Source organism: Comamonas sp. CAH-2 (assembly GCF_009668305.1).
Lineage (GTDB): Bacteria > Pseudomonadota > Gammaproteobacteria > Burkholderiales > Burkholderiaceae_C > Comamonas > Comamonas aquatica.
On record NZ_VSWF01000007.1, the window covers coordinates 81,423 to 101,709 of the forward strand.

Here is a 20,287-nt window from a genome sequence, read left to right on the forward strand (position 1 = left end):
ACCCCAGGGCAAGAAGGGGGCGACTATACAAACAAAATCCGTCCCCCGGCGGGCGCGGTGCATCGCACGCTGCCGGGCGTCGGCGACGGCAGCGGCCCTACACTTGGCTACATGAAGATTTACATGGTTGGCGGCGCGGTGCGCGACCGCCTGTTGCAGCGCCCGGTGCACGACACCGACTGGGTGGTCGTGGGCGCCTCCCCCGAGGACATGACGGCGCGCGGCTTCACACCCGTGGGGCGCGATTTCCCGGTGTTCCTGCACCCCGAGACCCACGAGGAATACGCCCTGGCGCGCACCGAGCGCAAGAGTGGCAGGGGCTACCGCGGCTTTGTGGTCCACACCGCCCCCGACGTGACGCTGGAAGAAGACCTGGCGCGGCGCGACCTGACCATTAATGCGATAGCAGCTCCCGCAGGCTGGACGGGCACTGAAGACGTTTTTGACCCCTATCACGGCCAGGCCGACCTACAGGCCAGGGTGCTGCGCCATGTGACCGAGGCCTTCCGCGAAGACCCGGTGCGCATCCTGCGCGTGGCGCGTTTTGCCGCGCGCTTCACCGACTTCCACGTGGCCCCCGAGACCCTGCAACTGATGCGCGAGATGGTCGACGCGGGCGAAGCCGACCACCTGGTGCCCGAGCGCGTCTGGCAGGAAATCAGCCGCGGGCTGATGGAAGCCCGGCCCTCGCGCATGTTCGAGGTGCTGCGCGCCTGCGGCGCCCTGCGCGTGCTGCTGCCCGAGCTGGACCGCCTGTGGGGCGTGCCCCAGCGCGCCGAATACCACCCCGAGGTGGACAGCGGCGTGCACGCCATGCTGGTGCTGGACATGGCCGCGCAGCTGCAATCGCCGCTGAGCGTGCGCTTTGCCTGCCTGTGCCACGACTTCGGCAAGGGCACCACACCGGCCGAGATGCTGCCGCGCCACATCGGCCACGAGCAGCGCAGCGCCCGCCTGCTGCAGGGCGTGTGCGCGCGCTGGCGCGTGCCCAACGATTGCAAGGAACTGGCCGACGTGGTGGCGCGCGAACACGGCAACATCCACCGCAGCGGGGAGCTGAACGCCGCGGCCGTGCTGCGCCTGCTGGAGCGCTGCGACGCCCTGCGCAAGCCCGCGCGCTTTGCCGAGGCCCTGCTGGCCTGCGAATGCGATGCCCGGGGGCGCACCGGCTTCGAGGACCGCCCCTATCCCCAGCGCCAGCGCCTGCAGACGGCGCTGGACGCGGCCCTGGCCGTGGACACCGCGCCCGTTGCACAGGCCGCGGCCCAGCGCGGGCTGAAGGGCCCGGCGATTGGCGAGGCCGTGGCCAGCGCGCGCCAGCAGGCCGTGGCCCAGGTGCTGTAGGCGGGGACGCCGAGGCAGCGCTTCCCAGGGAAAACCGCCAAACACCCGGGCAGGGACACAGAGGAACATGTGCCGGTTGGGCCCCCGTCGGCCCACACCCACCCTCGTTTCCTTTGTTCTGGAGGTTTGCCATGGCTTATGCCCTTCCCGGCCAATCCGGTGCGCTGCACCACTACCAAGACCGCTACGACAACTACATCGGCGGCCAGTGGGTGCCGCCCAGCGGTGGCGAGTATTTCGATGTGGTCACGCCGATCACCGGCCAGGTCTACACGCGCGTGGCACGCGGCACGGCGGCCGACATCGAAAAGGCGCTGGACGCGGCCCACGCTGCCGCCGATGCCTGGGGCAAGACCTCGGCCACCGAGCGCAGCAACATCCTGCTGCAGATGGCCGACCGCATTGATGCCCACCGCGAGCTGCTGGCGTATGTGGAGACCATCGACAACGGCAAGGCCATCCGCGAGACGCTGGCCGCCGACATTCCGCTGGCCGCCGACCACTTCCGCTACTTTGCCGGCGCGGTGCGCACCCAGGAAGGCGGCATCAGCCAGATCGACAACGAGACCGTGGCCTACCACTTCCACGAGCCGCTGGGCGTGGTCGGGCAGATCATCCCCTGGAACTTCCCCATCCTGATGGCGGCCTGGAAGCTGGCGCCCGCGCTGGCCGCGGGCAACTGCGTGGTGCTCAAGCCCGCCGAATCCACGCCCGTGTCCATCCTGGTGCTGATGGGCCTGGTCGGTGACCTGCTGCCGCCCGGCGTGCTGAACATCGTCAACGGCTTCGGCCGCGAGGCCGGCATGCCGCTGGCGCAAAGCAAGCGCATCGCCAAGATCGCCTTCACCGGCTCCACCAGCACCGGCCGCGTGATCGCCCAGGCGGCGGCCAACAGCCTGATCCCGGCCACGTTGGAGCTGGGTGGCAAGTCGCCCAACATCTTCTTCGCCGACGTGATGGACAAGGACGACAGCTTCCTCGACAAGGCCATCGAAGGCCTGGTGCTGTTCGCCTTCAACCAGGGCGAGGTCTGCACCTGCCCCAGCCGCGCGCTGATCCAGGAGTCGATCTACGAGAAGTTCATGGAACGCGTGCTCCAGCGCGTGGCGGCCATCAAGCACGCCGACCCGCTGGACCCCAGCAGCATGATGGGCGCCCAGGCCAGCAAGGAGCAGCTGACCAAGATCCTGTCCTACCTGGACCTGGGCCGGCAGGAAGGCGCCGAGGTGCTGATCGGCGGCGCCCAGGCCCAGCTGGGCGGCGCCCTGTCCGGCGGCTACTACGTGCAGCCCACCATCTTCAAGGGCCACAACAAGATGCGCATCTTCCAGGAAGAGATCTTCGGCCCCGTGCTGGCCGTGACCACCTTCAAGACCGAGGAAGAAGCCCTGGCGCTGGCCAATGACACGCTCTACGGCCTGGGCGCCGGCGTCTGGAGCCGCAACGGCAACGTGGCCTACCGCATGGGCCGCGCCATCAAGGCCGGGCGCGTGTGGACCAACTGCTACCACCACTACCCCGCGCACGCGGCGTTCGGGGGCTACAAGGAGTCGGGCATCGGGCGCGAGAACCACAAGCAGATGCTGGACCACTACCAGCAGACCAAGAACCTGCTGGTGTCCTACTCCGAGCACAAGCTGGGCTTCTTCTAAACCGGGCCTGGAGCGCGCCCCCGCCACCACCCCCTGGGCCGCCACACCACCGTGGCCCTGGGGCCCACGGTGGGCCGGCGGCACGCTCCACCCGGTGGCGGCAGCTACTGCAGGTGCTGCAGGATCTGAATGAAATCACCTGATAGCGCTTGCACAGCCTGCGCACCGCGCTCTCTTTTTCTTACCAGGAGCACCCCATGGTCGATCGCGTCATTGCCACGCCCGCCACGCTGGAGTTGATCGACGTGCTGCGCGCCAAGTACGGGCCCCGGCTGTTCTTTCACCAATCCGGGGGCTGCTGCGACAACAGCGCTGCCAACTGCTACATCGAGGGCGAGCTGACCATCGGCCCCGGCGATGTGCAGCTGGGCGAGATCGGCGGCCTGCCGTTCTACATGAGCGCCTCGCAGTTCGAGTACTGGCAGCACACCCAGCTCATCATCGACGTGATCGACGGCCATGGCGGCGGCACCCTGTCGCTGGAAGGCCCTGAAGGCAAGGCCTTCCTGACCCGCTCGCGCGTGTTCACCGATGCCGAGCTGGCCCAACTGCGGGCCAGTTGACATCCCGGTGCGGCCTGCCATGCCCATCCCACGCCCACCACGCCGCAAGCGCAGCATCTGCCGCTCGATGGCCTGGGCTGTCTGGGCCCTGGCCACGCCAACCACCATGGCCCAGCCCCTGGTGGCGCACAGTGCCCCGCCAGGGGGCGCACTGGCCCTGCGGGTCAGCGCCGGTACCGCCCAACTGCAAGGGCTGTCGCCCGAGCACCTGCTGATTGCCGCACGCCGGCGCCAGCTGCCCCATGCCGCCCAGCTGGAATGTGCAGCCCAGGACACCCAGTTGCCCGTGCTGGCGCGCAGCCTGCACCGTGCGGCGCCCGCCGACAAGGCCGCCGCCCAGGCCGCGCTGGAACAGGCCCAGGCGCGTTTTCGCGCACTGCGCTGCTAGCCTGTTGCCGATGCACGAAGGGGCTGACCGCCTGTGAGCACGGCCCCGGCCCCTGCCGCGCCGCCGGGTCGCGCTAGCATGGGCCCCTGCCCCCTCTTTTCCCCACCATGCACTACTTCAACCAAGCCGCCGGCGGACTGATGCCGGACCGCGTGCTGCAGGCCGTCACCGACTACATGCAGCGCGAGCAGGCCCTGGGCTCCTACGTGGCCGCCCAGCAGGCCCAGCCCCAGCTGCAGCAGCTCTATGCCCAGCTGGCGGCGCTGCTGCACTGCCAGCCGGCCGATATCGCCCTGACCACCGGCAACACCCACGGCTGGTGTGCCGTGGTCGGCGCCCTGCCGCTGCAGGCCGGGGACCGCGTGCTGGTCACGCCGGGCGAATGGGGTGGCAACTACGCGATGCTGCTGCAGCTGCAGGCCCGCACCGGCTGCGTGGTGGAGACCATGCCCTGCACCGCGGACGGCCACATCGACCTGGAGGCGCTGGAGGCCGGGCTGGACGCACGCGTCCAGCTCATCGCGCTGACCTGGGTGCCGGCCAACGGCAGCACGGTGTATGACGCCCAGGCCCTGGGCCAGCTGTGCGCCCGCCATGGCATCCCCTACATCATCGATGCGGCCCAGGCCCTGGGCCACATCCCCGTCGATGTGCAGGCCCTGCAGTGCGATGTGCTTACGGCCCCGGGCCGCAAATGGCTGTGTGGCCCGCGCGGCACCGGGCTGGTGTACCTGAAACCCGGCTTTGCCGCCCGGCTGCAGCCCATGACGGTGGACCATGTGTCCTGCCCCATCACCCCCACCGGCCCGGTGCTGCGCCAGGATGCGCGGATGCTGGAGCAGTCCGAATCCTCGGTCGCCCTCAAGCTGGGCCTGCTGGCCGCGCTGGACACGGCCCAGGCCGAGGGCTGGACGCAGCGCTTTGCCGCCATCGCCGAGCGCGCGCGGCAACTGCGCAGCGCCCTGGCGGATGTGCCGGGCCTGCGCCTGCACAGCCTGGCAGCCGCCCCCGCCGACTGCGGCATCGTGCCGTTCACGCTGCAGGGCCACACCCCTGCCCAGGTGCAGCAGGCACTGCTGCAGGGCCACATCCAGGTGGCCGCCAGCGGCATGGGCTTCACCCCGCTGGACATGCAGGCCCGCGGCTTGAGCGCCGTGGTCCGCGCCTCGGTCAGCGCCCACACCACCGATGCCGACATCCAGGCGCTGGTGCAGGCCTTGCAAACGCTGTCTGCAGCACCCGCCCGCTGAGCGGCTGCGTCTGCTGGAGGCAACACCGTGGAGGGGCTGGCCTGCGGGCATCGCTGGACGTCACCCGCAGGTAGCCCCTACCATCCGGTGCATGCGTTCAACACCTCTCGCCATGGCGGCGCTGTGGGGCCTGGTCGCCTGCCACGTACAGGCGCAGCAGGTCTACCGCTGTGACATCCACGGCAACACCCGTTGTTCCCACGCACCCTGTCCCGGAGCCCAGGCGATTGACACCAGCCCGACGCAGGGGCTCAGCCGCGCCACCGGCACCGTACAACGCCACCCCGATGTGCAACGCGCAATCACCCAGCGCCCACGCGCCGAAGCCATACGTCCGATCACCTGCAAGTCACCGGAAGCACTGGCTGTCGACCGACGCAGAATGCGACTCAGCGCCACCGAGAAGCTGCACTGCGAATGGCTGGACCTGCGCTTACCCAGCCTGGAAGCCCAGGTTGCGCAGGCCCGCGCCGACCAAAAAGGCCAGGCCGAGCTGGCGCTCTACCAAGCCCGCCTCCAGTTGCGTGACCTGCGCTGCTGAGCGGCGCTCAGCCCACCACCGAGCGCACCCAGCGCACGATCTCGCCGGCCGGCAAGGCCCCGGAGATGCGCGCCTTTTCCACGCCGTGCTGGAACACGATCATGGTGGGAATGCTGCGCACGTTGTAGGGTGCGGCCGCCTGGGGGTGGGCCTCGGTGTCCAGCTTGGCCAGCCGCACCTGGGGTGACAGTTGCTGGGCGGCCTGGGCAAAGGCCGGCGCCATCATGCGGCAGGGACCGCACCAGGGGGCCCAGAAGTCCACCACCACCGGGATGTGGCTGCGCCCCACGTGCTTGGCAAAACTGTCGGCGTCCAGCGCCACGGGCTCCCCCGTGAACAGCGGCTGGTGGCAGCTGCCGCAGTCGGGCGCATGGCCCAGGTGCTGGGCCGCCACGCGGTTGGTCTTGTGGCAGTGGGGGCAGACGATGTGCAGGGCTTCGGGCGTGGTCATGGCGGCTCCAGGAACTCTCAAAGCCTGCACATGGTGGTGGGCCCGCCTTTTGCAAGTCGGTCAGGCGCGCCCCTCGGCCGGGCAGTGCTTGAGCAAAAAGCGGTTTTTCGCTGACGCAGCCTGCGCCAGCAGCTCACTTTTTCAGAACAACCAGGCCAGCAATTTGATGGTGCTGAACAGCAGCACCGTCACCAGCACGGCACTGGCGCAGGGCAGGAAAACCTCGCGCCCGAGCAGGCGGAAGGTGAAGTCCCCGGGCAGGCGGCCCAAGCCGACCTTGCGGATCACCCCGGTGGCGCTGTTGAGCAGCACCAGCAGGACAAAGATCAGCAGCATCCAGCGAATCATGTGCAGCGTCCGGTGCGGGGCTCAGAGCCGGTGGGTGCGATCACCCTGGACAAAGCCCAGGGCGCTCCAGGGCTCGACGCCCTTGCACAGGCCGATGACCTTGAACAGCTCGCCCATCTCGTGCTCCATCATCAATTTGAGCGCTGGCACGCGCTGGACCTGCGTCAGCTGCTCCAGTTTTTGCTGCAGCCCGCAGTTAATGAGGAAATGCGCCTGGGTGGTGTAGCCCAGCACTTCCAGGCCGGCCTCCTGCGCAGCCACGGCGGTGCCGGTGAAGTTGACGTGGGCCGTGATGTCCTTGAGGCCGATCTTGTCCAGCGGGTCGCTGTCCACCTGGTGCTGGTAGTGGCAGACCGTGGTGCCCATGTGGCGCTGCGGGTGGTAGTACTCCGACTCGCCAAAACCATAGTCGATGAAGAAGGCGGCACCGCGCTCCAGGCGCTCGCCCAGGGTGCGGATGAAGGCCTCGCCCTGGGCGTGGATTTCGGTCTCGTAATCGTGCTCGCCCTCCACCTCCAGCGGGGGGCGCAGGTCGGTGGGGCGGTCGGCCCAGACCAGGGCCTCGCCTTGCAGTGCCACGCCGCGCTCGTGCCACACGCCGCCTACACGGGCCAGCAGTTGCACGGGCATGGCATCCAGCACCTCGTTACCGATCACCACGCCCTGCATCCGCGCAGGCAGGGCATCGGCCCAGACCACGGTCGGCGCATGGGCCGCCAGACGCGCCTGCTGGCGCGCACGCAGCGTGCCGGACAGGTCGACGATGGTGTAGCGCTCGATGGCCACGCCCAGGCGCTGCAGTTCATCCAGCACCTGCAGGGCCAGGGCCCCGGTGCCGGCACCGAACTCCCACACCTCGCGCGTGCCGGTGGCGGCCAGGGCCTCGGCCACCTGCGCGGCCAGCAACTGGCCAAACACGGGGGACAGCTCGGGCGCGGTCACGAAATCACTGCCGGAATCGGGCATGGCCCCGAACTTGGCCGTGTCGTTGGCGTAATAGCCCAGCCCCGGGGTGTACAGGGCCAGGGCCATGAAACGGTCAAAGCCCAGCCAGCCACCGGCCTCGGCAATGGCCTGATCGATGTGCGAACGCAAGGCGCTCATTAAAATTGCGGGTTCTGTCATCACCCCTGCATTGTCGTCGCAGTCGAAAGCCCAGGCGCACAAGCTGCATGCGGCACCTGCCCAGGGCGACGATGGACACCCCTGCCACCCCCGATTCACCACCACGCTGTCCGCGGCTGCACGCCAGCCGGGGCGGCACCTGCTGCACCATGTCCTCTGCTGCCACCGGCCAACGCACGATCTTCCTCACCGGGCTGCGCCTGAACGCGCACCTGGGCATCCTGGACCACGAGCGCGCGGCCGCACAGCCGATCCGGGTGGATGCCGAACTGAACCTGGGAACGCAGCCCCTGCTGCCGGCGCGCGATGACATTGCCGAGGTGCTGGACTACCGGCTGGCGCGCGAGGCCATCATCGCCACCTGCACGGCGGGCCACTCCGACCTGCTGGAGCGCCTGACCGGCCTGCTGGCGCAGAACCTGCTGGCCTTGCCCGGTGTGCGCGGTGTGCGTGTGACGGTGGCCAAGCTGGCGATCTTTGACGATTGCGAAGTGGCCATCCGCCTGGAAGCCGGACAGTGGTGAGGCCAGGGCCTGCCCCCGGCAGGCCCTCCGCGCGCCTTCAGCGGGCCGATTCCTCGAACCAGTAGCGGCGCTTGCGCGGCACGTTGATGGTGGAAGGGGTGTTGCTGGTCTCGATGCCCGAGCCCTTGGCGTTCGGTGCGCCGATCAGGAATTCCTTCTTCTTGGTCACCGTGTGGCCGTTACTGTCCGTGTACGAGATGCTCACGAACCCGGACACCGGGCTGGGCGGCAGACCACCACCATTGAGGATCTGCGAGCTGGGTGCGCGGCAGAACAAGGGGGCCGCATAGGACTTGGCCTCGCCCAGGTTGGCCGTGCACGACAGGTTGCTGGCCACGGGCCGGTTGGTGCCGAAATACGTGACCCCACGGAAGGTGGTGGAGGCATTCACCACTTTCTCACCGTTGGCCATGGCGATGTAGCACCCGGCCTGCATGTTCTGGTTCTCCCCGCCGACCCGCCCCAAGCCACTGAAAGCCACGGGCGTGAAATCCGCAGGTGGCGTCCAGCCCTTGGCCAGGTGATCGTCAAACACCGTGAAGAAAGCATCGCTGCTCTGCGTCGCCAGGGGCTTCTCGCGGTCCCCGGAACCCACCTGGATGGCCGTGAAATCACGGGTCATGACCAGGCTGGGGGCATAGAAGAACTTGCGCACGGCGCTATCGCTGCTCAAGGCGGCCAGCCGGAAGCTCTTCCACACATCCGCACCGACCGTATCCATGGTTTCAAAATCGATGCGGTACAGGTTGCCCCCAGTGTCCACCGCATAGGCCCGGTCGGTATAGCCATCACCGTCCGAGTCCAGCAGGCTGACATCCGCCGGCACACTGCGCACGGTCGCAAACGACTTCAGCAGGGCGCCGGTTTCGGCATCCAGCACCAGCACCGCATTGCCCATGGTGGTGGTGCCCGGTGGCGTGACATCTTCGGCCGTAGCGTCATAGCCGGCCCCCATGATCAGCACCAGCTTGGAGGTGACGGCGGTATCCCGGATTCTGGCCAGCCGGGGTTCCGACCAGGTCTGGCCCAACTGCGAGAACCCGGTGTCGGCCGATGTCTTCTTCCACAGGAACTTGGGGTTGCTCGGGTCGGTGACATCCAGGGCATAGACCATGCGCCCCCCGCGGCGCATGCCCATGTAGAGCCAGGCCTTGGTGGTCGTCCCCGATGAGTTGACATGCTGGTACAGGCTGATCGGCCCATCGACAAAGTAGTCCCTGGGCGTCGCGCTGGCCAGGGTGGTGGTGGACAGGCGAATGTCGGGCGACTGGTCGCGCAGACGCTTGAACTTGGGGAAGAACTCCTGAGGAATGAAGCCCCACAGCTCCTTGCCGGCATCGGCGGAATCGGCCGGGACATTGCCATTGATGGCATGCAGCATGCCATCGTTGGATCCGTAGAACACCACGATATTCGGCGCCTTGTCAGTGCCGTAGTTGATCACGGCGGGCCGTGAATGCAGCACATCCCCGTGCACGCTGGAACGGATGGTGGTCGTGCCGCCGGGCCCCTTCTCGTCTGACGGGCTGCGGTTGTCCGTGCCACGCACCCAGGCAATCAGCTGGTTGCGCTCGGTGGTGTCGGCCGCCACGGCGCTCAGGTTGCTGCTGTTTGCCACCGAGAACTGGGTCGCCGCATTGGTCACCAGGTTGGTGTCCTTGGCGCAGCCCACACAGGTCAGCACCTTGCGGGCATCCTGCGAGGTGGCGTACACCCCGCGCAGCATCTGCGCGGCGCCCCCCTTCTCGACCACCTCACCATCGGGCGAGTCCGAGGTGGATTTCGGCGTCCCCATGGGGTCGTTCGCCCAGAAGCTGCTCGGCTGCGTCCAGAACGACACCGCACCCGGCTCGATGAAGCCGGTGGTGGAGCTGACCGCGCTGCGCCCGTTGGCGCCAGCCAGGAACAAACCGTCGGTCACCACGTCATAGCCGAACTGGTACTGCTTGAGGTTGCCGCGCCAGCGGGGCGCCCCATTCCCATCGGGGCGGAACATGCCCATGAAGATCTGGTTCAGGTAGGTGCCTTGGGCGTTCACGCTGACCGGCAGGCTGGCGGCGGAGAACACGCTGTCCACGGCCTGCATGCGGTTGAAGATGTCCCCCAGGGCCAAGGTCAGCTCGGACACGGTCCTGGCCTCGTAGAAATCGCCCCCGCCCTGGCTGGCCACGCCCTTGTAGATCGCGGGATAGGTGGCCTTGTCGCTGGACGCACCGGTCACCGCGATCGCATGGGTGGTCACATTGACCAGCTGTGCCGTCGACTTGGCGTTGACGCCACGCAGGAACCGGGCGTACTCATCTGTCCAGTTGTTGGCGTCCTTGGTGTCCACCGTGCCGGAGGAATAGGTGATCTGTGCCGTGCTGCCGCCCATGGAATCGAGCAGGCCCTGCACCACCGAATCCTTGACGAAGTCGCCCTGCGGCGGGCCGTTGGCAATCAGGATGACGTAGTTTTTCGGGCAATTCGCCGCGGTCGCGTTGAGCTTGTACTTGCCGCCCTCGAAGGCATTCGGGTCGTACGGCAAGGTGCCGGCACGCTGGCCACCGTAGGGCGCTTTCTCGGCGTAATACAGGTAAGCCTCGTGCATCGCCAGACCGTACGAACTGGGCGAGGGCGACTGGTTCTGCGTCAGGTTCTTCACCGTGTTCAGCAAGGTCGTCTTGCCCGCCGCGTTCACCGGGGTGAACGCCTGGATGACGCGCGCACCGGTACCCACATTGGTCTCGTTGAAGACCATGAACGCAATATTGAACAGCGGCACGTCGCCCGCACCCACGCTCAAGCCCTTGATGACCTGGTACAGCGCGCACTGTTCGACGCTGAACTTCTTGCCATTCGTGGTCGGACCCTGGGTGCCTTCGTAATAACAAGGTCCCTGGCCGTTGTTGGCGTTCCAGTTGGCCGAGTTGTCGATGATGAACAGCACGTTGGCCACACCTGAACCGCCCGCCGCGCTGTAGATGTCGATATCGCTGCTGTACTGTGCCGAGGCACTGCCGGCTACCAGACCCCACAGCATGCACAGCACGGTGCGCGGTAATTTTTTCCAGATGGCAGTCTGCATAGCGGACCTCTTTTATTCCGTGCCGCAATAGTTTGCGACCTCATTGCCAAAGATCACCACACTCACCCCCTGGTGGACTGCCACCCGGGTTTGCGATGCGGCATCGGTGACTTGTGCGCCGATATCCCAGTCACTGTTCGCACAACTTTCGGGGCTGGCGCTGGCCACCGCCGCCTCGGACTCCACAAACGTGCTGCCCTGTTTTTGTTCCGCACGGCAAGGCGCGTACGGGTCTGCCGCCGTGCCGCCGCGTGGTGCGGCAGGCAGCTCCGAGGCCTGGATGTTCTTGGCACGGTAGCAGGTGGGCCGCGGCACCACCTTGGCCACGTAATCGGCCACGCCATCGCCATTCATGTCGACTTCGAACGACTTGTTGGCCACGCCGTCGGGGTTCTTGAAAAAGTCGGTCGCGCCGATGGTTTCCTCGATGGTCAGCTGCGCGGCATACAGGCTTTCCTGGCGCGACTGTGCATTGGCGACGATGCGCAGCTCGTTGTTCACGCTGTGGAAAACGGCCACCGCCAAGATGCTCAGGATGGCCAGGAAGATCAAGGCCACGACCAGGGAGAAACCCCGCTGCGCGGCGTGGGGGATGCGTGCCTTCATGGTGTCGTCCCTCCCGTGGTCGCGCCGCCACCCGACGAGGCAGGCACGGTCGGCACCGGCACTTCACGCCGCCCCGCCACATTGTTCAGCCGCACCGTGCTGGAATACACGCGCCGCTTGAAGCCATCGGTGAAAGGCCCGTGCTCCACATCGGCCAGGTGGTACTTGCGCCCACCATCGTCAAAGCCAGGCGACGCATCCTGGGAACGCACCAGCAAATGCATGCGCACGCTCATCACATTGCTCCAGTCGTTGTCTGCAGCCCCGGCCACGCCGCTCAGTGCGGTGCGGTACACATCGGGAGCGCCTTTGCTGTCGTTGCTGCTGGCTGCAGCACTGCTGGCTGTTGTGTCAAACCCATATTCCAGCACCATGTTCTCCACCCCTTCCACCAGGGGCACAGGCACATAGGCCGCGCCGCGCAGCTCGGCCATGGTCAGCGTGGGGATGCCGTCACCGGCCCCGGTGCACTCGCTGCACGACGCGATGTAGTAGATGCGCGAGACATAGGGGCGCACTGCGGTCAGCTGATTGCACTTGCGCTCGCGCAGCACAAAGCTGGCGGTCTGCGTTGCCGCCACGAACGGGGTGCTGGCGCTATCACTGTTGCAACGTGAGGTCTGCACATACACCGTGCCCGCCTGCGCCGATGCGACAGCCACGCTGTCCGTGCCCAAGCGGTGCACCACGAACGCCGGCGTCCCCGCACGCCGGTTGCTGATGCACGCCAGCGCCTCCGTCGCACCCACCCCCACCAGCGGCATCGGTGCCAAGGGGGTAGCCGGTGAAGAGGCATCCCAGCCCAGGGCATTGAGCGCGGTCGCACACGCTGCAGGCAAGGAATACGCCAGACTGTCCATGGGGACTTCGGCATAAAAACCAGCCATGCTCAGGTCGTCCTGCAGCAACTCCATGGCGTACCGGCCGTTCTCGATCTGACGCAAGCTCTGGTTCAGCGCATTGCTGGAGCGGCTGCTGTTGGCAAACATCAGCGCCAGCCCGGCGACCAGCACCAGGCCAACCGCCATGCCGACCATCAGCTCGACCACGCTCAGGCCCAGCTGGGCACGGGGTGCACTGCGCCGCGTCATGGTGTGGCCTCCTGCAACTGTGCGACCTGCACCACGGCAGTCACCACCCGGCGGGTATTTTCAGACGCATACGCATCCTTACCACACACGGCCACAGGGGCAGCGCTGGCGTTGATGCCCTGCCACGCCAGCGTGATCTGGTAGTAATGCATGGCCGGGGTGGACAGGCTGCTGAGCTTGCTCACACATCCCCTGCCCGCCAGCATGGACCCGACCTGGCTGGTGCCCACCGTTTCCGCCGCCCCACGGATGTTCAGGCTCCACTCGCACAAATCACGCTGCGCCTGCGTCCAGCCGGCCGTTGTGCAATCTCCCGGCGCGGTCACACCGATGTCGTTGGCCACATAGGCATCGGCATTCCAGCGGTTAAGTTCCATGCGCTGCGCCAGATCGTTCACCAGCATCAAGGCCTGGGTGCGCTGCGCCCCTTCCATGGTGGCGGCCACGCTTTTGCCTTGCAGGGCGATGTAACCCAGAAGGCCGAAGGCCACCACCAGCATGGCGACCAGCACTTCGAGCAAAGAGGCGCCACGTTCACGGTGGCGCACGGCGAGAGAGGGTTTCATGGCGTTGGACATGGCGAAAGCACACTCTTGGGCCGCCCCGAGGGGTCCAGCGAAATGCACCGGTGGTTGTGCGCTTGCCGGTCCTCAAGGCCAAAACGCGTGACAGCGGTGGCATTCGCCACCCTGCCATTGCGATCAAAAGTGACGGTCGCCGGCGCCTGCACCACACGCACGCTGGATCCGGCCCCTGCGCGCTGCGCCACCACTTCCGAACCAACCGTCAACGTCCAGCCTGCGGTCCAGTCTCCGGTTTGCTGCGGCGTCAAGGTGATGTCGCTGCCCCGCTTGAGCGCCTCGCTGCGCGCCAGGCTCAGGTCGGCCACCATGTCATAGGCCATGGCCTTCAGACGCTGGGCGTCCAGCAGCCCGCGGAACGATGGCACCGCCAGGCCCAGAAAGACGCTCAGCACCACCAGCGTGACCATCAGCTCGACCAGCGTGAAGCCCTGCTGCCGGGAAGGTGAGGAAGGGATGGTCATCACTGCCTCCTACCAGCACTTTGCCGGGGATTTGACCGCACGGTTGGTCACGCTCAGCGTGCCACACGACTCGCGCGCCTGCGCCCCCTTCGGGGCTGCGGTCAGCGTAAAAGCAGGCACCGTACCAGCTGCACTCAGGGTCAGTGTCAGGGTGTAGGCGCTGTCGACCTGCGCAGGCAACGTCACCCCCAGGTCAGACAAAGTCGTGGCATAGCTGCGCACATCCAGCATGCGCTGTTGCTGGCGCGTCACCACATCCATCATCAGCGTCTGCGTTTCCACCCGGCGTGTCTTGCGCACATGCTCCATGTAGCTGGGATAGGCCACCGCCGCCAAAATGCCGATGACCGCCACCGCTACCATTAACTCAATCAGCGTAAAACCCTTTGATTTGCGCATGGAATGTGCCTGCTTCAGACCCGTTGAATAACCAGCCTCTTATTTCTCGATGGATTTGAAAATATTCATTCAGCCAATACAGCCAATTGAAAATATTGAGAAAACAGCGAGATTGCTGTTGACGATTGTCTCGCAAAAAAACATTTTTTTGCATCAGCACAATTACATAGAAACAAACCCAGCAAGCCCATCAAAAACAAGCAAATCAAAATCAATCGCATTACATATATTTAACTGTTTCAGTATTAATTGAAATATGTAGTGATTATTTCGGTGAACTTGTACATTTATTCTTACTTTTTGAATCATTTATACAAAATCACTGACAAAAGAAAATAAACAAATCGTGAATCATCAAAAAAGAAAAATATTCACCGCAGGCTCTGCAGCTCTTCGTCCGGCCAGGGACGGGGGGCAAAAATTTTCCAAGCCCGGACATGACCATTCGGTTGGCCCGACAATGCACGTTTTGGGCACAAGCTGCACACCCATCTGCGGCGCCCACCTACGCTGACAACACCCTCCATCCACGTGCCGCACATGAATGCTGTGACTGAAAACCCCTGGATCGCCGACGAAGCCGCCGAGGCAGCTGCGCAAGGCGAGACCGCCGCCGAAACCAAGCCCGGCAAGATCAAGATCGAACGCGAGCAGATCAAGCTGGAAAAGCGCCTGTGCCGTGAAGTGGGCCGCGCGATCATGGACTTCAACATGATCGAGGACGGCGACAAGATCATGGTCTGCATGTCCGGCGGCAAGGACAGCTACACCCTGCTGGACATCCTGCGCAAGCTGCAAAAGCGTGCGCCCGTGAAGTTCGAAATCGTGGCCGTGAACCTGGACCAGAAGCAGCCCGGTTTCCCCGACCACATCCTGCCCGAGTACTTCCAGTCCATCGGCGTGGACTACCACATCGAAACCCAGGACACCTACAGCGTCGTCAAGCGTGTGATCCCCGAGGGCAAGACCACCTGCGGCCTGTGCTCGCGCCTGCGCCGGGCCATCCTGTACTCGGTGGCCGACCGCCTGGGCTGCACCAAGGTGGCCCTGGGCCACCACCGCGACGACATCGTGCAGACGCTGATGCTGAACATGTTCTACGGTGGCCGCATGAAGGGCATGCCGCCCAAGCTGGTCAGCGACGACGGCAAGCACGTGGTCATCCGTCCGCTGTGCTACGTGCCCGAAAAGGACACCACGCGCTGGGCCCAGTACCAGAACTTCCCCATCATTCCCTGCAACCTCTGCGGCAGCCAGGACGGCCTGCAACGCGTGGCCGTGGGCGACATGCTGCGCGAGTGGGACAAGAAGTTCCCCGGCCGCATCGAGAGCATGTTCCGCGCCATGGGCAACATCGTGACCACACACATGATGGATCCCGCGCTGCACAACTTCAAGGACGCCCAGGCCACCGGCGTGGCCGACCCGAATGGCGACATGGCCTTCGACCACGAAGAGCTGCCCACCACCCCCACGCTGCCCGGCGGCGTGCAGGTGGTGCAGATCGGCTAAGCCACGCCTGCGCCGGCATCCAGCCCCGCCCTGTGCGGGGTTTTTTTGTGGGCGCTGGGCCCCGCCCTTGCGGCAACCACAGGAACTTGTGGCGGTCACGGCGGTTCCAACGGCCATCTTCAGACCCCAGGTTCCCCCGGCCCGTGCTTGTCAGCACAATGGTGGGCAGGAACGTTGTCCCAGCTACCGACCAAGGAGCGTCCATGCAGCCACACCGCCTTCCCTCCACTTGCCGCCGCTGGGCCCTGGTTGCCGTGCTGGCCAGCGCCGCCGTGCTGGCTGGCTGCGCCAGCGGCCCGCGCCAGATCACCAGCAGCGTGCAGACCTATGCCAGCATGGGTGGCGTGCAACTGCCCGCCACCTACCGGCTGGAGCTGCTGCCCTCCCAGACCCAGCAGCAGAGCTTTGCCCGGGTCGAGGCCGCGGCCGAGCAGGCCCTGCGCCGCGTGGGCCTGACGCGCGACCCGCGCCCCGAGTTGGCACGCCTGGTGGTCCAGGTCGGGGCCACGGCGTCCCAGGGCCGGGCCTACCACCCCGCCTATGACGACTGGTTCTACGGCCCGCGCTTTGGCTGGGGCATGGCCTACGGTGGCCGCTGGGGCGGCGGCCTGGGCATGAACTGGATGATGGACACGCCCCCCATGGTCTACTACCGCGCCGTCAAGCTGGTGCTGCGCGATCAGCAGACCCAGCAGATCGTCTACGAAACCTCGGCCGAGTACGACGAGGTGCGCATGGACGATCAGGTGATCTGGAACGTGCTGTTCGATGCGGCGCTGACCGATTTCCCGAATCCTCCTGCCGGCACGCGCCAGGTCCGCACCACGCTGGAGGCCAAGCCCGCGCCCGCGCCCGCGCCCGCAACCACCACGACCACGCCGACCGCCGCCCCCGCCGCGGCAGGGGCCGCCCGCTGACACCATCCCGGACCGCGCTCGCCTGGGTGCGGCCCTTTCACCCGATTAAGGAATCTGCCATGACTCGCTGGATCGCTTCCACCCTGCTCTGTGCCGCTGCCGGCGGCCTCTCCCTGGGCGCCCACGCCGCCAACTGGGGCGACACGCTGCGCCAGCAGGCATCCTCGCTGGGCGGTGGCAGCACCGCAGCCAGCGACAACGCCTCGGCCCTGGGTGGCCTGCTGGGCCACAGTGGCGCCGCCTCCAACGGCATGCTGTCTTCGCTGGGGGTCCCGGCCTCCGGCACGGCCGGCAACGCGGCGGGTGTCATCACCTACTGCATGAAGAACAACTACCTGAACCCCAACAAGGCCGAGCAGGTGAAAACCCAGCTGCTGGGCAAGCTGGGCGTGACACCCCAGCAGCCCGCCCCCAAGGACCCGGGCTACCTCCAGGGATTGGCGGGCACCATCACTGGCAGCAATGGCCAGAGCTTCAGCATGGACAAGCTCCAGGGCGACCTCAAGGAAAAGGCCTGCGACCTGGTGCTGGACAACGCCAAGTCCTTGCTCTAACCACCAAAACCGTAGCTGCCTGCGCTTACGCGACAAGCGCTGGAAGGTCAAAAGGCTTGCACGCTGTGCAAGCCTTTTTGCTGTCCGGAGACGACACCATGCCCCTGCGCTTGACCTTCCCATGATGTCAAGGATTACGCTGCACCCTATTCCCTCTAGCACCACAGGTTCTGCCTATGTACACCCCACCATCCACGCCCCACGCCCACCCCGCCACCGCGGCGGCCCTCAGCCTGCCCGTGCACGGCATGAGCTGTGCCAGCTGCGTGGGCCGGGTCGAAAAGGCCGTGCGCCAGGTGCCCGGCGTGGCCGAGGTCAGTGTCAACCTGGCCACCGAGCGCATCCACATCCAGCCTGCTGGCCCGCTGGACACTGCCGCCGTGGTGCAAGCGATTGAAAAGGCCGGCTACGAGGTGCCCAGCCAGACCGTCGAGCTGGCCGTGGAAGGCATGACCTGCGCCAGTTGCGTGGGCCGGGTGGAACGTGCCCTGCAAAAAGTGCCCGGCGTGACCGCGGCCCAGGTGAACCTGGCCACCGAACGCGCCACGGTCCAAGGCAGCGCCACGCTGGAGGCCCTGCTGGCCGCGCTGGACAAGGCCGGCTACCCCGGCCAACCCATCGACACCCAGGCCGCGCGGGCGCAAGCCGAGGCCCAGGCCGCACACAAGGAAGCCGAATACGCCGCGCTGCAGCGCGACTTCACCCTTGCTACGGTGCTGGCACTGCCGGTGTTTGTGCTGGAGATGGGCTCGCACCTGATCCCCGGCATGCACCACTGGGTGGCGGGCACCATCGGCCTGCAAAACAGCTGGTACCTGCAGTGTGTGCTGACCGCGCTGGTGCTCTTGATTCCCGGGCGGCGCTTCTACACCAAGGGCCTGCCCGCCCTGCTGCGCGGCGGGCCGGACATGAATTCCCTGGTCGCCGTGGGCACGCTGGCGGCATTCAGCTATTCCGTGGTCGCCACCTTCCTGCCCGGCCTGCTGCCGGCCGGCACGGTGAATGTGTACTTCGAGGCCGCCGCCGTCATCGTCGCGCTGATCCTGCTGGGCCGCATGCTGGAGGCCCGCGCCAAGGGCCGCACCTCGCAGGCCATCCAGCGGCTCATCGGCCTGCAGCCGCAGACGGCGCGCGTTCAGCGCGACGGGCAGTGGGTGGAGCTGCCGGCCGCCGACGTGCAGACCGGCGACCTCATCCAGGTGCGCCCCGGCGAGCGCGTGCCCGTGGACGGCACGGTGCTGGAAGGCCAAAGCTATGTGGACGAATCCATGATCACCGGCGAGCCCGTGCCCGTGGCCAAAACCATCGATGACCGCGTGGTGGGCGGCACGGTCAACCAGACCGGGGCCTTCACCCTGCGCGCCACGGCCGTGGGCAGCGCCAGCGTGCTGGCGCAGATCATCCGGCTGGTGGAGCAGGCCCAGAGCGGCAAGCTGCCCATCCAGGCCGTGGTGGACAAGGTCACACTGTGGTTCGTGCCCGCCGTGATGGCCGCCGCCGTGCTCACCTTCCTGGTGTGGCTGGTGTTCGGCCCCACGCCGGCGCTGAGCTTTGCGCTGGTCAATGCCGTGGCCGTGCTCATCATCGCCTGCCCCTGCGCCATGGGCCTGGCCACCCCCACCTCCATCATGGTGGGCACCGGGCGGGGCGCCGAGCTGGGCGTGCTGTTCCGCCAGGGCGAAGCGCTGCAGCTGCTGAAGCACACCCAGGCCGTGGCCGTGGACAAGACCGGCACCCTGACCGAAGGCCACCCCGCGCTGACCGACCTGGAAGTGGCCGAGGGCTTTGACCGCGCCCAGGTGCTGGCGCTGACCGCGGCCGCCGAATCGCGCTCCGAGCACCCGATTGCCCGCGCCATCGTGCAAGCCGCCGAGCACGAGCAGTTGACCGTGCCCGCCCTCAGCGACTTTGCCTCCATCACCGGCATGGGCGTGCGCGCCACGGCCCTGGGCCAGCGCGTGGAGGTCGGTGCCGACCGCTTCATGCACGCCCTGGGGTTGGACGTGGCGCGCTTCGCCCCCACGGCGGCCCGCCTGGGCAGCGAAGGCAAGTCGCCGCTGTACGTGGCGGTCGATGGGCAACTGGCCGCCATCATCGCCGTGGCCGACCCCATCAAGCCCAGCACGCCCGGCGCCATTGCCGCCCTGCATGCCCTGGGGCTGAAGGTCATCATGATCACCGGCGACAACGCCCGCACCGCACAGGCGATTGCCGCACGCCTGGGCATTGACGAAGTGGTGGCCGAAGTGCTGCCCGAAGGCAAGGTGACCACACTGCAGCAGCTGCAGGCCACGCACGGCCATGTCGCCTTTGTGGGCGATGGCATCAACGACGCGCCCGCACTGGCCGCGGCCGATGTCGGCATCGCGATCGGCACCGGCACCGACGTGGCCGTGGAAGCCGCCGACGTGGTGCTGATGTCCGGCAGCCTGCAGGGCGTGCCGAATGCGATTGCGCTGTCCAAGGCCACCATGGGCAACATCCGGCAGAACCTGTTCTGGGCCTTTGCCTACAACACGGCGCTGATCCCCGTGGCCGCCGGCGCGCTCTATCCCGCGTATGGTGTCCTGCTGTCGCCGATTTTTGCGGCCGGTGCCATGGCGCTGTCGAGTGTGTTTGTGCTGGGCAATGCCTTGCGCTTGCGCAGCTTTAAGGCGCCGATGGCAGAGGCTGCGGCCTGATCGATGGCGACCATCCCGTCTTTGACGGCAGAGGCCGGGAGTTCGTCCCGGCGGCCGAGTGATTTTCTGGGTGCGCCCAGAAGGTCACCAAAGATGCGCTTGGGCCTACCCGCCGCGGAACTCGCTGTGCGCTGTACCAGCGCGCCGCTCAAACATCCATGGCGCGTCAGGAGATGGATGCCGACCTGTCGCGCAGCAGCGCTGCGGCAGGTCTGCCGTAGTGCCAGCG

At 66.6% G+C, this 20,287-nt stretch carries 20 protein-coding genes; 11 read left to right on the forward strand and 9 right to left on the reverse strand.

Features of this window, described 5'->3' with window-relative positions; translation table 11 throughout:
* Positions 1–111: 111 nt before the first annotated feature.
* The 6 genes from FYM52_RS06810 (at position 112) to FYM52_RS06835 (ending at position 5,738) form a co-directional block, all read left to right on the forward strand.
* On the forward strand, positions 112–1,344 hold the full coding sequence (locus FYM52_RS06810) for a multifunctional CCA addition/repair protein (RefSeq protein ID WP_154163551.1): 1,233 nt from the start codon (positions 112–114) through the stop codon (positions 1,342–1,344).
* 131 nt (positions 1,345–1,475) lie between these two features.
* Complete coding sequence (locus FYM52_RS06815; protein WP_154163552.1) at positions 1,476–2,996, forward strand: aldehyde dehydrogenase family protein; 1,521 nt, start codon at positions 1,476–1,478, stop codon at positions 2,994–2,996.
* A 197-nt stretch (positions 2,997–3,193) separates the two neighbouring features.
* Positions 3,194–3,559 (forward strand): DUF779 domain-containing protein, encoded by a 366-nt coding sequence (locus FYM52_RS06820; RefSeq protein WP_154163553.1) that lies wholly within the window; start codon positions 3,194–3,196, stop codon positions 3,557–3,559.
* Between the two features lie 19 nt (positions 3,560–3,578).
* A complete protein-coding gene (locus tag FYM52_RS06825; RefSeq protein ID WP_154163554.1) occupies positions 3,579–3,947 on the forward strand; it encodes a hypothetical protein in 369 nt (122 codons plus the stop codon).
* Between the two features lie 107 nt (positions 3,948–4,054).
* On the forward strand, positions 4,055–5,197 hold the full coding sequence (locus tag FYM52_RS06830) for an aminotransferase class V-fold PLP-dependent enzyme (RefSeq protein ID WP_154163555.1): 1,143 nt from the start codon (positions 4,055–4,057) through the stop codon (positions 5,195–5,197).
* Between the two features lie 91 nt (positions 5,198–5,288).
* Positions 5,289–5,738, forward strand: coding sequence for a DUF4124 domain-containing protein (locus FYM52_RS06835; protein ID WP_154163556.1), 450 nt, complete (start codon positions 5,289–5,291; stop codon positions 5,736–5,738).
* A 7-nt stretch (positions 5,739–5,745) separates the two neighbouring features.
* Here FYM52_RS06835 and trxC read toward each other — a convergent pair whose 3' ends face one another.
* The 3 genes from trxC to FYM52_RS06850 form a co-directional block, all read right to left on the reverse strand.
* Positions 5,746–6,189, reverse strand: coding sequence for a thioredoxin TrxC (gene trxC / locus FYM52_RS06840; protein WP_154163557.1), 444 nt, complete (start codon positions 6,187–6,189; stop codon positions 5,746–5,748).
* Between the two features lie 141 nt (positions 6,190–6,330).
* On the reverse strand, positions 6,331–6,537 hold the full coding sequence (locus FYM52_RS06845; protein ID WP_042417995.1) for a DUF2905 family protein: 207 nt from the start codon (positions 6,535–6,537) through the stop codon (positions 6,331–6,333).
* Between the two features lie 21 nt (positions 6,538–6,558).
* On the reverse strand, positions 6,559–7,569 hold the full coding sequence (locus tag FYM52_RS06850; RefSeq protein ID WP_154163585.1) for a class I SAM-dependent methyltransferase: 1,011 nt from the start codon (positions 7,567–7,569) through the stop codon (positions 6,559–6,561).
* A 242-nt stretch (positions 7,570–7,811) separates the two neighbouring features.
* Here FYM52_RS06850 and FYM52_RS06855 point away from each other — a divergent pair, with 242 nt between their 5' ends.
* Positions 7,812–8,186, forward strand: a complete 375-nt coding sequence (locus FYM52_RS06855; protein ID WP_154163558.1) for a dihydroneopterin aldolase — start codon at positions 7,812–7,814, stop codon at positions 8,184–8,186.
* A 37-nt stretch (positions 8,187–8,223) separates the two neighbouring features.
* Here the strand turns inward: FYM52_RS06855 and FYM52_RS06860 are convergent, their stop codons facing one another.
* From FYM52_RS06860 to FYM52_RS06885, 6 genes are read right to left on the reverse strand one after another with little or no spacing between them, the layout of a single operon-like run.
* On the reverse strand, positions 8,224–11,253 hold the full coding sequence (locus FYM52_RS06860) for a pilus assembly protein (RefSeq protein WP_154163559.1): 3,030 nt from the start codon (positions 11,251–11,253) through the stop codon (positions 8,224–8,226).
* A 12-nt stretch (positions 11,254–11,265) separates the two neighbouring features.
* Positions 11,266–11,859 carry a PilX N-terminal domain-containing pilus assembly protein gene (locus FYM52_RS06865; protein ID WP_042418001.1) on the reverse strand — a complete coding sequence of 198 codons (594 nt, stop codon included), beginning with the start codon at positions 11,857–11,859 and terminating at the stop codon, positions 11,266–11,268.
* Complete coding sequence (locus tag FYM52_RS06870) at positions 11,856–12,950, reverse strand: PilW family protein (RefSeq protein ID WP_179954935.1); 1,095 nt, start codon at positions 12,948–12,950, stop codon at positions 11,856–11,858. The genes FYM52_RS06865 and FYM52_RS06870 overlap by 4 nt, the downstream gene beginning before the upstream one ends.
* On the reverse strand, positions 12,947–13,516 hold the full coding sequence (pilV, locus tag FYM52_RS06875) for a type IV pilus modification protein PilV (RefSeq protein WP_154163560.1): 570 nt from the start codon (positions 13,514–13,516) through the stop codon (positions 12,947–12,949). Before pilV ends, FYM52_RS06870 begins: the two co-directional genes overlap by 4 nt.
* Entirely contained in the window at positions 13,513–13,995 is a 483-nt protein-coding gene (locus tag FYM52_RS06880; protein WP_154163561.1) for a GspH/FimT family pseudopilin, read from the reverse strand. Before FYM52_RS06880 ends, pilV begins: the two co-directional genes overlap by 4 nt.
* A 9-nt stretch (positions 13,996–14,004) precedes the next feature.
* Positions 14,005–14,394, reverse strand: coding sequence for a type IV pilin protein (locus tag FYM52_RS06885; RefSeq protein ID WP_154163562.1), 390 nt, complete (start codon positions 14,392–14,394; stop codon positions 14,005–14,007).
* A gap of 540 nt (positions 14,395–14,934) precedes the next feature.
* Here FYM52_RS06885 and ttcA point away from each other — a divergent pair.
* The 4 genes from ttcA (at position 14,935) to FYM52_RS06905 (ending at position 20,058) form a co-directional block, all read left to right on the forward strand.
* Positions 14,935–15,906: a tRNA 2-thiocytidine(32) synthetase TtcA gene (ttcA, locus tag FYM52_RS06890; protein ID WP_042420284.1), complete on the forward strand. Its 972-nt coding sequence runs from the start codon at positions 14,935–14,937 to the stop codon at positions 15,904–15,906.
* A 203-nt stretch (positions 15,907–16,109) separates the two neighbouring features.
* Positions 16,110–16,823: a DUF4136 domain-containing protein gene (locus tag FYM52_RS06895; protein ID WP_154163563.1), complete on the forward strand. Its 714-nt coding sequence runs from the start codon at positions 16,110–16,112 to the stop codon at positions 16,821–16,823.
* 59 nt (positions 16,824–16,882) lie between these two features.
* Entirely contained in the window at positions 16,883–17,377 is a 495-nt protein-coding gene (locus FYM52_RS06900) for a DUF2501 domain-containing protein (RefSeq protein ID WP_154163564.1), read from the forward strand.
* Positions 17,378–17,553: 176 nt separating this feature from the next.
* Positions 17,554–20,058 carry a heavy metal translocating P-type ATPase gene (locus FYM52_RS06905; protein ID WP_154163565.1) on the forward strand — a complete coding sequence of 835 codons (2,505 nt, stop codon included), beginning with the start codon at positions 17,554–17,556 and terminating at the stop codon, positions 20,056–20,058.
* The last annotated feature ends 229 nt before the right edge of the window (positions 20,059–20,287 follow it).

Excerpts from the sequence above, each read along its gene's own strand:
- FYM52_RS06865 (WP_042418001.1), bottom strand. The coding sequence starts at position 11,859 with ATGAAGGCACGCATCCCCCACGCCGCGCAGCGGGGTTTCTCCCTGGTC.
- trxC (WP_154163557.1), bottom strand. The coding sequence starts at position 6,189 with ATGACCACGCCCGAAGCCCTGCACATCGTCTGCCCCCACTGCCACAAG.
- FYM52_RS06870 (WP_179954935.1), bottom strand. The coding sequence starts at position 12,950 with ATGACGCGGCGCAGTGCACCCCGTGCCCAGCTGGGCCTGAGCGTGGTC.
- FYM52_RS06855 (WP_154163558.1), top strand. The coding sequence starts at position 7,812 with ATGTCCTCTGCTGCCACCGGCCAACGCACGATCTTCCTCACCGGGCTG.
- FYM52_RS06815 (WP_154163552.1), top strand. The coding sequence starts at position 1,476 with ATGGCTTATGCCCTTCCCGGCCAATCCGGTGCGCTGCACCACTACCAA.
- FYM52_RS06880 (WP_154163561.1), bottom strand. The coding sequence starts at position 13,995 with ATGACCATCCCTTCCTCACCTTCCCGGCAGCAGGGCTTCACGCTGGTC.
- FYM52_RS06820 (WP_154163553.1), top strand. The coding sequence starts at position 3,194 with ATGGTCGATCGCGTCATTGCCACGCCCGCCACGCTGGAGTTGATCGAC.
- FYM52_RS06850 (WP_154163585.1), bottom strand. The coding sequence starts at position 7,569 with ATGGCCCTGGCCCTGTACACCCCGGGGCTGGGCTATTACGCCAACGAC.
- FYM52_RS06885 (WP_154163562.1), bottom strand. The coding sequence starts at position 14,394 with ATGCGCAAATCAAAGGGTTTTACGCTGATTGAGTTAATGGTAGCGGTG.
- FYM52_RS06900 (WP_154163564.1), top strand. The coding sequence starts at position 16,883 with ATGACTCGCTGGATCGCTTCCACCCTGCTCTGTGCCGCTGCCGGCGGC.
- FYM52_RS06825 (WP_154163554.1), top strand. The coding sequence starts at position 3,579 with ATGCCCATCCCACGCCCACCACGCCGCAAGCGCAGCATCTGCCGCTCG.
- pilV (WP_154163560.1), bottom strand. The coding sequence starts at position 13,516 with ATGAAACCCTCTCTCGCCGTGCGCCACCGTGAACGTGGCGCCTCTTTG.
- FYM52_RS06895 (WP_154163563.1), top strand. The coding sequence starts at position 16,110 with ATGCAGCCACACCGCCTTCCCTCCACTTGCCGCCGCTGGGCCCTGGTT.
- FYM52_RS06905 (WP_154163565.1), top strand. The coding sequence starts at position 17,554 with ATGTACACCCCACCATCCACGCCCCACGCCCACCCCGCCACCGCGGCG.
- FYM52_RS06835 (WP_154163556.1), top strand. The coding sequence starts at position 5,289 with ATGCGTTCAACACCTCTCGCCATGGCGGCGCTGTGGGGCCTGGTCGCC.
- FYM52_RS06830 (WP_154163555.1), top strand. The coding sequence starts at position 4,055 with ATGCACTACTTCAACCAAGCCGCCGGCGGACTGATGCCGGACCGCGTG.
- FYM52_RS06845 (WP_042417995.1), bottom strand. The coding sequence starts at position 6,537 with ATGATTCGCTGGATGCTGCTGATCTTTGTCCTGCTGGTGCTGCTCAAC.
- FYM52_RS06860 (WP_154163559.1), bottom strand. The coding sequence starts at position 11,253 with ATGCAGACTGCCATCTGGAAAAAATTACCGCGCACCGTGCTGTGCATG.
- ttcA (WP_042420284.1), top strand. The coding sequence starts at position 14,935 with ATGAATGCTGTGACTGAAAACCCCTGGATCGCCGACGAAGCCGCCGAG.
- FYM52_RS06810 (WP_154163551.1), top strand. The coding sequence starts at position 112 with ATGAAGATTTACATGGTTGGCGGCGCGGTGCGCGACCGCCTGTTGCAG.